9 protein-coding genes are annotated in these 12,071 nt (G+C 37.7%); 7 read left to right on the top strand and 2 right to left on the bottom strand.

Annotated elements, in window-relative coordinates:
* Positions 1-43 precede the first annotated feature (43 nt).
* The 6 genes from SJY30_RS17035 (at position 44) to SJY30_RS17010 (ending at position 7,263) form a co-directional block, all read left to right on the top strand.
* On the top strand, positions 44-556 hold the full coding sequence (locus SJY30_RS17035) for a hypothetical protein (RefSeq protein WP_396633312.1): 513 nt from the start codon (positions 44-46) through the stop codon (positions 554-556).
* Between the two features lie 866 nt (positions 557-1,422).
* Positions 1,423-2,697 carry an amidohydrolase family protein gene (locus SJY30_RS17030; RefSeq protein ID WP_396633311.1) on the top strand — a complete coding sequence of 425 codons (1,275 nt, stop codon included), beginning with the start codon at positions 1,423-1,425 and terminating at the stop codon, positions 2,695-2,697.
* Between the two features lie 141 nt (positions 2,698-2,838).
* Positions 2,839-4,599 (top strand): serine hydrolase, encoded by a 1,761-nt coding sequence (locus SJY30_RS17025; RefSeq protein ID WP_396633310.1) that lies wholly within the window; start codon positions 2,839-2,841, stop codon positions 4,597-4,599.
* Between the two features lie 164 nt (positions 4,600-4,763).
* On the top strand, positions 4,764-5,147 hold the full coding sequence (locus tag SJY30_RS17020; protein ID WP_396633309.1) for an endonuclease domain-containing protein: 384 nt from the start codon (positions 4,764-4,766) through the stop codon (positions 5,145-5,147).
* A 404-nt stretch (positions 5,148-5,551) separates the two neighbouring features.
* Positions 5,552-6,367, top strand: a complete 816-nt coding sequence (locus tag SJY30_RS17015) for a phospholipase D-like domain-containing protein (protein ID WP_396633308.1) — start codon at positions 5,552-5,554, stop codon at positions 6,365-6,367.
* A 146-nt stretch (positions 6,368-6,513) separates the two neighbouring features.
* Positions 6,514-7,263 carry a hypothetical protein gene (locus SJY30_RS17010; protein ID WP_396633307.1) on the top strand — a complete coding sequence of 250 codons (750 nt, stop codon included), beginning with the start codon at positions 6,514-6,516 and terminating at the stop codon, positions 7,261-7,263.
* Positions 7,264-7,557: 294 nt separating this feature from the next.
* Here the strand turns inward: SJY30_RS17010 and SJY30_RS17005 are convergent, their stop codons facing one another.
* The gene (locus tag SJY30_RS17005) at positions 7,558-8,613 is read right to left on the bottom strand and encodes an IS110 family transposase (protein WP_396633306.1); all 1,056 of its coding nucleotides are present in this window, start codon (positions 8,611-8,613) and stop codon (positions 7,558-7,560) included.
* A gap of 131 nt (positions 8,614-8,744) precedes the next feature.
* Between SJY30_RS17005 and SJY30_RS17000 the strand changes: the two genes are divergently transcribed.
* Complete coding sequence (locus tag SJY30_RS17000; protein ID WP_396633305.1) at positions 8,745-10,298, top strand: P-loop ATPase, Sll1717 family; 1,554 nt, start codon at positions 8,745-8,747, stop codon at positions 10,296-10,298.
* Between the two features lie 97 nt (positions 10,299-10,395).
* On the opposite strand, the gene SJY30_RS16995 is transcribed toward SJY30_RS17000, so the two are convergent.
* Positions 10,396-11,967 carry an IS1182 family transposase gene (locus tag SJY30_RS16995; RefSeq protein ID WP_396633304.1) on the bottom strand — a complete coding sequence of 524 codons (1,572 nt, stop codon included), beginning with the start codon at positions 11,965-11,967 and terminating at the stop codon, positions 10,396-10,398.
* Positions 11,968-12,071: the final 104 nt, after the last annotated feature.

Genomic DNA, 12,071 nt, shown 5'->3' with positions numbered 1-12,071 from the left:
GCCTATTTTTGCACTCGCAACACCAACTTTAAAAAAGTACAGAATGAAAATGACCACAAGTTTACGCATGAGAATTATACACAGATACCTAGGTTTCTTTTTAGCCGGTATTATGGCCATGTATTCGATTAGCGGTATAATATTGATTTATAGAAATACAGATTTTCTAAAAAGCGAAAAAACTACTGAAAAACAATTAAAACCTAATTTAAATACGGCTGAACTTGATGGTGCTTTAAGAATTAAAGGTGGGGTGAAGCCTCAAAAAACCGAAGGAGACATTGTTTATTTTAAACAAGGCGAGTATAATGCCGCAACGGGTATGGCAACCATAAAAAAGATGGAACTTCCAATTGTTTTAGACAAGATGGTGCATCTGCATAAAGCAACCACCAATAGCCCCGTCTATTTTTTAAACATCTTTTTTGGTCTATCATTATTATTCTTCGTGATATCATCTTTTTGGATGTTTATGCCAAAAACCACAGTATTTAAAAAAGGACTTTATTTCTCACTTGGTGGTATGGTATTGACAATTATTTTGCTGTTCTTATAATAAATAGGTTAAGTTGATATTTAATCTGCTTTAAAGACATTTCTTTAAAGCAGATTTTTTGGTTTTGATAAACACTATAACTATCAAGAACCCACCCCTTAGCACCTCCGAGGAGAGGAACAGTTTCTGACTTGTAATTAACTTTTTTTAGATTAAGACCACATAACTACACCAAATTGCACGCGGACACCCTTTAGTGTCGGGGCGAGCGCTGGAATTGTAAAAACGCAACTCCCCAATGTAACCAACAAACCCGCAACCAACAAACCCGCAACAAAATCGAAAACCTCCCCTCTTGGGAGGGGATTGAGGGGTGGGTAATCGCGAGACGAAGATTTCATTAAACATTCTAACTAAAAAGAACCCACCCCTAGCCCCTCCAAGGAGGGGAATAGTTTCTGACTTGAAACATAATTTGTAGATAAAACAGACGAAGTAACCCCTATAAAAACGCAACTCCCCAACCACAAACAACCTCACAACCAAAATCGAAAACCTCCCCTCTTGGGAGGGGATTGAGGGGTGGGTAATCGGATGATCAAAATTTCATTGAACATTCTAACTAAAAAGAACCCACCCCTAACCCCTCCAAGGAGGGGAACAGTTTCTGACTTGAAACATAATTGTAGATAAAACAGACGAAGTAACCCCTATAAAAACGCAAGGCACAAACAACCAAAAACGCAATCCTCCCCTCTCGGGAGGGGAATAATCAGTGACTTATATTAAACTTTTTTAGTCAAACTTCTGTATCTTGCTGTAATCAATAAAGTCCACTCCCCTAACACTTTATAGTATTATTTTCATCAAAGAACTACGGTTATTGTATTCTTTGAAAAAGACTATATAAATCCAAACATTACCACATGAAACAATTTTTATCACTCCTTCTCCTTTTAACAGCGACATTATCCACAATTGCACAATCTAAACTGATCAAAGCAGACTCTTACTTAGATGTCAGAACCGGAAAACTAATTTCTCCCGCTCATATGCTTATCGAAAACGGAACCATAAAATCTATTAATCCGAAGGCATTACCTGAAGGCGTAGAAACCATAGACCTATCGGGTAAGATACTATTACCGGGACTTATGGATATGCATGTGCATTTAGATGGGGACTTTACCGGCAGCTGGGACTATGTCTATAAAGAAAGTGCTAGCCAAGGTACTGTTAGGGCTGTGGTCAATGCCGAAAAAACATTAATGGCAGGCTTTACTACCATAAGAAGTATAGGGCAGTTACATATTACGCCCGAGCTTATTGATGTTGCGGTTTCCGAAGCTTCTAACAAAGGGATGATCGCAGCACCCAGAATCATTCCATCGGGACATATGATTTCTATAAATGGCGGCCACGGAGATATTTCTTTAGGACTAGCTGAAGGATTAGTTACTGTAGGTCCAAATGACGGAATAATTAATGGTAAATATGATGCGATTGAAGCGGTACGTTATCAAATTAAGCACGGTGCCAAATTCATTAAAATGCATGCTACCGCAGGTGTGCTCTCTATGGAAGATGCGATAGGAGCACAACAATTAAGTAATGAAGAAATGAAGACCATTGTTGACGAAGCTTCTCGACACCATATAAAAGTTGCCGCTCACGCACATGGTACCGAAGGCATTAAAGAAGCTATAAAAGCTGGTGTATATTCAATTGAGCACGGATCTATTATAGATGATGAGGGTATTCAACTAATGAAAGAAAACAATGTTTACTTGGTTCCAACAAGAGGGCTCGCTACCATTATTGAACCTATGATCGACAAAATGAATCCCGTTATGGCCGGCAAAGCAAAGTATGTTATGCCCATTGCCAAACAGAACCTTATTAAAGCCATTAAGGCAGATGTTAAAATTGCCTTTGGCACAGATACACCTATAATCCCTCATGGTAAAAACGCCATTGAATTCGCAGCATTGATCGAATGTGGTATGAGCACTAAAGAAGCTATAAAAACTGCCACGACCAACAGCGCAGAAATGCTAGGCCTTACCGATCGTGGTGAAGTAAAAGAAGGTTTACTTGCCGATTTAATTGCTGTAGACACAAACCCCATAGATGACATAACCACTTTAGAACATGTAAAATTTGTTATGAAAGACGGAATCATTTATAAGAATGAAAAGTAAATAACCTCGTGGCAAGCCCGCGATATATTGAATTGAAAACATAATTAATATTTCGACCCAATCGTCGTGGTATTTGAATCTCGATTATCGAGTAGAAGCCACTTGTTAGTACTATAGTCAATCAATTAAAAAACGAACATCATGAAATCATCGCATAATAAATCAATCAGAAAACTTCTTTTAAGCTTTTTAGCATTATTATTTACGAGCTCCATGGCATTTGGCCAAACTAAAGCCGAGCAGATAGATGAGCTTTTAAAGGAATATCTAGCCTATAGTAAATTCAATGGTTCTGCTCTAGTTGCCAAAGACGGAAAGGTCATTTTTAAAAAGGGATATGGTATGGCGAATATGGAATGGGATATTCCCAACAGCCCCAACACCAAACATCGCCTAGGTTCTGTGACCAAACAATTTACCGCCATGCTTATTCTACAATTAGCAGCAGAAGGCAAACTAGATCTGCAGGCACCTATTACTACCTACTTGCCAGAGTACCCAAAAGAAAACGGAGACAAAATTACCACCCATCATTTATTAACCCATACTTCTGGTATACCGAACTACACGTCATTTCCCGATTTTTTCAAAGACGTAAGTAGAGACCCGTATACCCCAGAAGAGTTTACTACAAAGTTTCAAGATATGGAGCTAGAATTTACTCCCGGCGAAAAGTTCAACTATAGCAATTCCGGTTATTTTCTTTTGGGTGTGCTTATTGAAAAACTATCCGGTAAAACGTATGAAGAAATGCTAGACGAGAAGATATTTTTTCCATTAGGAATGAAGGAATCCGGATTCGATCAACATTCAGACATCCTAAAAAATAGAGCAACAGGTTACGAGAATAATGGAAACGGATTTATCAATTCCCCTTTCCTAGATATGTCTATTCCGTATGCTGCAGGCTCGCTATACGCTACCGTAGAAGATTTATACCTGTGGGACCAAGCATTGTATACCAACAAATTACTACCCCAAAAATATATGGATATGTATTTTAAACCACACATACCCGCTTTCGGCAGTTTTCATTATACCTATGGATGGATGGTTGGTAATGAAGCCCTAGGCAACACAACCGATAGTATCGCAGTAATTACCCATGGTGGCGGTATTAACGGATTCAATACACAAATTTCAAGACAGCTTTCAGACAAGTCATTGATTGTGCTTTTAAATAATACAGGTGGTGCCCCATTAGGTAAAATCACACAATCGATTCTTGGTATTATAAACGATAAAACTTACGACCTCCCTAAAACTCCTTTAGCATCTAAACTTTTAGAGGTCATAGAAACTAAAGGTATAGATGCAGGGGTTGCGTATTTTGAAAAGAATAAGGACAACAAAGATTTTGATGTCAATGAAAATGACATGAACCAAGCTGGTTATCAACTATTAATGACCGACAAAATAAAAGAGGCTATTCAAGTTTTTAAACTGAACGTAGACGCGTATCCAAAATCTGCCAATGTATATGATAGTTATGCCGAAGCGCTAATGATATCTGGCGATAATAAAGGTGCAATAGAGAACTACACAAAAGCGGTAGAAATGAATCCTGGTAACGAAAACGCCATAAATATGCTTACAAAATTACGTGTCGATACCAGTAACTTAACAAAAGAGTTCGAAGTACCAGAGGCACTATTAGAAAGTTACATAGGTGTTTATGAATTAATGCCCACTTTTAAAATTACCATAACCAAAGAAGGCAAGCAATTAAAAGCACAGGCAACAGGGCAGCCAATGTTGGATATTCTCGCCAAATCAAGCGATACTTTTTACTTAAAAGAAGTTGCTGCTCAAATTCAATTCATTAAAGATGAAAACGGAGCAATTGAAAGTTTAACTCTATTTCAAAACGGTCAGGAAATGAATGGTAAGAAGGTGGAGTAAAAGACCCACCCCTAGCCCCTCCCAAGAGGGGAACAGCTAGCGTCTTTAATTAAAATATATTCTAAGAATAATTTTATGAAAACAGAAGTTTCAACTTACTCTAATTTCGCAATCAATAACGTGCTCCTCCCCTCTTGGGAGGGGATTAAGGGGTGGGTCTTACGATGAGAAAGATAATTCCATATAACCCAAATTTAGTTGAACTCGCTAAAACATTAAGAAACAACATGACCCTAGGTGAAATCGCGCTATGGCGAGAGATAAAAGGTAAAAAGCTAGGTCAAAAATTTAGTAGACAAATTCCTATCGATCAATATATAGTTGATTTTTATTGCAAAGATCTTCAGTTCGCCATAGAAGTAGACGGCAGTATTCATTTTGAAGAAGGACACGAAGAAAAAGATAGGAAAAGGCAAGCACGCTTAGAATCTTTAGGTGTACATATGCTCAGGTTTTCAGATACTGATGTGAAGAATAATTTGGGTTTTGTTTTAGAAGAGATTAAAGTAATAATTGAGAAATTAGAACAAGTAAGAACCCACCCCTAGCCCCTCCCAAGAGGGGAACAGTTTCTGACTTGAAAAATACTTTTTAGATAAAACAGACGAAGTAACTCTTATAAAAACCAATCTCCCCAACCACCAAAAAACCCACAACCAAAAACGAAAACCTCACCTCTTGGGAGGGGATTGAGGGGTGGGTGCTACGGTGTACTAACTTAAACTACAATCGCAGCTCGTTATATTCTCTTTGCACCTTTTTTATTTTTCTTACAGTTTTACGGAAACCCGTAAGAAAATGTCCCACAAACTTCTTTATATTGCAATACCAAGTAAAGTACATTCCCCCTACCACTTTAGCTGAAAATATTGCACATATACCATACTATTTACGAATATGTGTAATTGTGCACATACACAATTGTTGGGCATAATTAAAACCAAGCATACTTATGAATTTATCAGATTACGCATTTAAGGAGTTAATAGAAGTAGTTAAAGGAGATGAAATCCCATCTGTTAAACGTTCTGGTCCAGAATTGATTCAACTATTTAATCAACACGGAATGCGAGATATTTACAATTATGATGAAGGAGGATTGCCAAAACTTCGAGGCAGAGAAAATAATACTTCACGTAAAGATTATACTTTTGACAGATTAAGGCAATTAAACGGGTCGAATGGATTAAGTAATTTACTAATTCAAGTAGCTCAAGAAACTGAAGATGAAAACAAAGAAGCTGTTACTAATGCTATAAATATAGTTATTAAAGAAGAAGGCTATAAACTAGATTTGATTGGTGGAGACTTTGTTATGATAGGAGTAGAAGAAGATGAAGAAATTGTTGAAGTTGAATATAGTTTTGAGCAAATAGAAAATCAAATTTTACAGGAATTAGGTAATGCCGAATTTACTGTTTGGGTTGCAATGGCTTGGTTTACAAACCCAAAAATTCATACTAAACTATCTAAACTTAAAGATAGAGGTGTAAATGTGAGGGTTATAACCATTGATGATAATATTAATCAACAACACGGTTGTTCTATAACCGAGTTCGATGGTTTAAGAATTCCGCAGAATGGTTTTTATGGAAATAATAAAATGCATAATAAGTTTTGTATAATTGATATGCAAACTGTTTTAACCGGATCGTATAATTGGTCAAAAGCAGCGGAATACAATGACGAGAATATTTCAATTATAAGAAGTAGAAAAGTTGCAACAGCCTACAGTAAAGAATTTGTAAGATTAAGAATATCAAAATAAACTATGCCCAACACCCTATAAAAATAATTGCGGCTTAGTGCTTAACCAAAGGTCATTGCGTGTTTGTAACGTCTGATTTTCCTTCGGAAAATCCTCGCATAAAAACACGCAACTATTCTTATACATAAACGTTAGCCACAAGGCGAATGAAGAACTTTAAAAAAATATCATTTTTAGCATTAACATTCGGTTGGATTGGTCTAATCATAACACATATCATTTGGTCGAATTTGAGATATAACGATGCTTCGGGTGGAGACGTTGGAGTAATTTTATTCTGGTCTTCTCTTTTCCTCCTAATATTTTATGGTCTATTTATTTTAATTCCACGAAAACTAATTGTAAAACTATCTGAAAAACTGAACGTAATTTTATTTTCAATTATTTCAGGTATTTATTCATTATTAGGTTTTGTGATTTTGATTGGGTGGTTATTTTTACAGTCTGATTTTTCAGGTGTTTTTTTGGACGCCTTGGTTTGTGGATTAATTTTCGGATTTAGTTTTCATACCATGTGGACTAAAAAGCGAACGGATTTTAAGCAATTTCATCTAATTCCTATTTTGATTACTCCGTTCGTATTTTTACTTATTTATCTTTTTGCATTTCCTAAATTCTTACCCTCAATTGCTTATAAATTTGTTCCCAAAAATATTCAACATGATATTTTAGTAAATACGATTCCAAAATTTAAAGTTGGCGATGACCTAGCCGATTTGCAAAGTGCTTTACCAGGAGAATTTGAATTTGATGATTGTTACGGGAATCGTGGTGCAATTCTTAATGAATTTCAGTACGTGATAGAAGTGAATTGCTGTAAGATTGTCAGAATTGAATATGGTCCGAGACAAGAAAAGGGCTATTCAATGGGTGGAGAAAAAAAGCCCTGTGGCTAACAATACCTCCTATGAAAAGCCTTAGTCCAGTTTCTTAAAGTTAATTAATATTTTCTTTTTTGCCTTAAACCACCTTTTTTTCTTTTAATATAACTTGCTCGCACTCCTATGTGTGATCGGTTCGAAACTTGAAACGTCACCGGCATCTGTATGATTATAAATTATAATAAAACCGGTCACTTGCTAAAAATGTGATCCTAAATAGTACAGGTCACGGGTTTTGTTTTGTGATACGGTTCTCACTACTATATTAGAGCTTTGTTATGATTTTTATTTTATTAGTTTTTCTGCTTATTATTCAATAACCCCAATGGTATATGGAACTTCTGTTTTAATTACCGCCAAGGTTCTACTTAGTAGCTTTCTAGCTACTTTGACAATGATACTTTTTACGTTCTTGCCTTGATGTTTACGATAATAGGCCTGCATTACGGGGTCTGCACGTATCGCTTGCCAAGATGCCTCTACAAAATAACTTCTCAATAAGCGGTTTGCACGTGGGGTCATTCCCATTGTCCTTTGACTGTTTCCGCTTTGATACATACTTGGTGCCAGACCTACGTAACCTGCCAAATGTTTAATGTTTTTGAAACGTCTTAAATCCCCTAGTTCACATAATATGCCACAGGCCACGATACCTCCGATACCAGGTATACTTCTCAGTAATAGATAATCCTTCTTATAATTCACTTTACAGTACCTTCTTAGCTGTGTGGACACATCGCGAAGCTCTTGGTCCACAAAACGGAAGAAACGCATTCTACTCTCTAATGTGGCCTTCGCCGTTGGGTACTCGAACATTATATCATCCAACCAATTTCTGTATTTATGGCTCCAATGGTCATTGTCGAACTCTTCAGGTTCCCTGATTCCGAAATACAACAATTGCATCTTTATATAGCTCTTGACCCTTCTGAAATCCTTTACAAGGTCATTTCTGCGTCTGAACAGACTACGAAGTTCTTCACGTTTCCTGTCCGGCACTATGATACTCTGCAATCGGTTATCCTTCAACTCTCTCGCTATCAACTGCGCATCTATCTTATAGGTCTTGGTATGTTTCTCTTTGCCCTTTCTATGAATGTCTGCTGGATTGACTACCAGACTTCGCCAACCGTAACTCTCAAAACAACGATGAGCGTGGTAACCGCAACAACCAGCTTCATAAGCTACGGTAACTTCATACTCCTTGAAATGTTTTGAAACATAACTATGTAATTGCTTTGGGTCGGGTGACATACTAAAAGACTTACCAGCGAACAGATCTGTTGCACAATGTACTTTCCAACTTCGTTTGTGAATATCGATACCAATGTATAACTTCGGGCAAGCAGTTTGTTGAGTGTTCATATCTTATTGTTTTAGAGAACTTTAAAGATACTCGACTTGCTGCTTTTTCATCGATGCTATAGCAAATAGGGCATAAAGTGCTATATTTAGTGGCTTGGGTTTGTTTACTAAGTCCGCCAAATCTTTTGGATTTGGCAATTAAAAAAGAAAAAATAATAATGAGCATATTTAATAATTTAGGATTTAAAGAAAATCCATTCGCTTATACTGATGCTGATAAGGAACTATTAATAACTCAATATTTTGTTCCACCACCATATTTTGAGGCCATTCAAGGCGATTATAACAGTCCTTCTTCATCTGTTGTGCTTGCACCAAGAGGAAGTGGTAAAACTGCTCAAAGAAAAATGATAGAAGAATGGTCAAAAGATAAACCTGTTTTGTCTGTTACTGTTGACCGTTTTGAATTTGGAAATAATCAAACTATTGATGATGTTAGCCTTCCATATCATCTAAAAAATATTATTACCAACACTTTACTTAGTTTAATATTTTGGTCAAGTGAATATCCTGATACATTAAATAACTTAGATAAAGATGATAAAAGAAATTTCTCGATTCTAGCTCATAATTATTTGGGAGACTTCAGTGGTGGTCAAGCAAAAGAAATACTATCGAGTTTAAAATCTGTTCCTCAAAAAATAAAAAAATATTGGAATGAAAATATTGGGTTCTTAGATACGGTTGTAAATTTTCTATTAAAAACCTACGACTTACCGGAAATTGATTTACCAAGTCTAAGACAAGAGGAAAAAAAATTAAATGAATCCTATAAATATCAATTAGAGCTTTTATATAATCTATCTAATAAATTTGGTTTTAAATCTATATATGTTCTGCTTGATAAAATTGATGAAACTGAAAAAACTGGAAATGACGAATTAGCTTCTTATAAATTGATTGAGCCTTTAATTAGAGATTTAGATACACATTCTTTAAAAGGTTATGCATTTAAGTACTTTCTATGGGATAAAATTTATCCATTTTATTTAAAAGGCGGTAGACCAGATAGGATAACTCAACATAATTTAATTTGGTCAAAAAAAGCATTAATTTCAATGTTAAGCAAAAGACTATCTGTTTTCTCTGATGGTAAAATAAATAGTTTTCAAGATTTATTCGATTATAAATTTTCACCTAGTGCAGATGATATTATTGTAACTTTAAGTGGTTATTCACCTAGAAATATCATCAGATTATGTGATGAAATAATCTCTGAACAAACATTAATTGATTCAGATGTTTCCAAGTTAGACAAAAGAGTTCTAGATAGAGCATCATTAAAATATTCAGAAAAAATTTGTAACGAAATCTATGGCGAAAAAGCGCTAAAAGACATAAAAAAAATCAACCGCGAGATTTTTACTATTTCTTATCTAGCCTCAAATGTTTATAAATCGCATAATAATTCTGTCCGCCCAAAAGTGTCTTCTTGGGAAAAATTAGGGTTTTGCCATAATATTGGAATTGACAAAGGTGGTGCTTCAAAGAAACCAACACAAGTGTATTTAATTTCCGACCCTAGAGCAAACCGATTAATTAACAGTAAAATTCCTGTTGAAGATTGGATAAAAGCCAATTGGACTTCTTGCATACATTGTGATGCCGATATACTTTTAGATATTAATAAAGTAGGTAATGATTACGAATTACAATGCTGGAGATGTGATAGGGACTTTATATAAAAAACTATTGCCAACAATGGTAACCGTTGCACAAGCCTATAATTAGAGATAATCACTATCGATATAAGCCTCTTTAAGGGGCTTTTTTTATGCCATGTCAGAAGATGAACCTAAATTTTAGATGCACTGGAGAAAGGCTTTTCACGTAATGGACCATGATTTTTACGAATAATGGCAGGGCGAGCTTTCCCTCCCCGCTTTTCGGGCGTTTGTTCTCGAATTTCAGGTACTTTTTGAGGTTGTAGGCGATCGCCGAGAGGTGCATCACCTTGTTCGCCTGTGCGAGCCCGATGGTATTTATCTTCCTCAGCCCCATGAACTGGGTCAATGTTCCAAAAACGGGTTCTACCGTGCTCTGCCGCTTGCCCTTCATATACCGCCCCAGTGGGCTCTCCACCCGGGCAATGTTACGCAAATACTCCGCACGGTAATAGGTAACACTGAACTTCTTCTCCTGTGCGCTTTTGCCCAGGCAGCTACTGCGTATCGGGCACCCGGTGCAGATATGCTTTCTTGCCCGGTATTCCTTCTTTCTTGTTCCCGTGCGATGATCCCTGAACTCCTTGGTGAACGGTATCGTTTTCCCTTGGGGACAGCGGTAGCTGTCCGTCCCCTGGTCATAAACGAAACCATCGGGACCGCCCTTGAACGTTCCGTGGGCGGGTATGAAGCTCTTGAGCCCCCTGCTTTCCAAAAAGGCATAGTTCTCGCCACTGCTATAGCCCGTATCGGCCACGCAGTTCTCAAAGACGAAGCCCTGTTGCCATAATCTTCTCTGTAGGCGCCGTACGATATCCTGTAACTGCTGGTTGTCCTTGCCATCGGCATGGTACGCCCTGATATCGGTAATTACATGATGGGCGGTATCCACGCTCAACTGACTGAGGTAGTTCAGCTTTCTTGCCTTGCCCGGCTTTACGCTTATCCTGGCATCGGGGTCGGTAGGACTGTAATGGGTCTTGTTGCTCATATACTTTGCCCCCTTGTTTCCGGCACCGGGTCTTTGGTCCTGGTCCTTCGCCCATTTTTTGTTCCTGCCCTTTATCGCATCGAGTTCCTTCTTGTTGGCGGTCACACTTCGCTGACCCTTGTCGGACCTGTCGCCCTTGCTCTTGCGGTGTGGCACTTCTTTGTCCATTGTGCTTATAGCACGTACTTTTTTCAAATGCTCTTCCAAATCTTCTTCGGGCACCTTCAGCTCCAATGTGTCCATGCTCGCGTTCGCTTTCACGGGCGCACTGTCGATCGCCTGGGTATGACCGGCGACCATCCCCTTCTCAACACACATACTCAAGACATTGGTGAATACTTCCTCGAATACCGACTCGGGAAAAAGTTGACGGGTACGGCTTATGGTACTGTGCCAGGGAAGTTCCTCGTCAATGTCATAGCCTACGAAAAAAAGAATATCCAGGCGCATCGAACAATGGGCGATAAGCCTTCGGTCGCTGATGATGTTCTCCAGGTAGCCCACCAAACAGAGCTTGAAGAAGACCACGGGGTCAATACTTTTTTGACCGCTTTCACCGTAATATCCTTTGGTCAGCTTATAGAGAAAATCCAAGTCCAGAACCTCTTTTAAACGCCTGTAGAAATTGTTCTTCGGTATGCGCTCGCTCAATTGGAAACGGGCGAACAGTTTTTCCTGGTAATCCTTTTTTCCCTGCATACCTAAAGTTAACGACCCAACGTTAAGATCACGTTGGCCCTATATGGTTTTTTCGTTAACTTGTGCAACAGGCACAATGGCTATAGCAAATAGGGCATAAAGAG

It is taken from the genome of Maribacter sp. R86514 (assembly GCF_044597005.1).
Classification (GTDB): domain Bacteria; phylum Bacteroidota; class Bacteroidia; order Flavobacteriales; family Flavobacteriaceae; genus Maribacter.
Note: the sequence above shows the minus strand (reverse complement) of the source record. Positions and strands in the feature narration are given on the sequence as shown.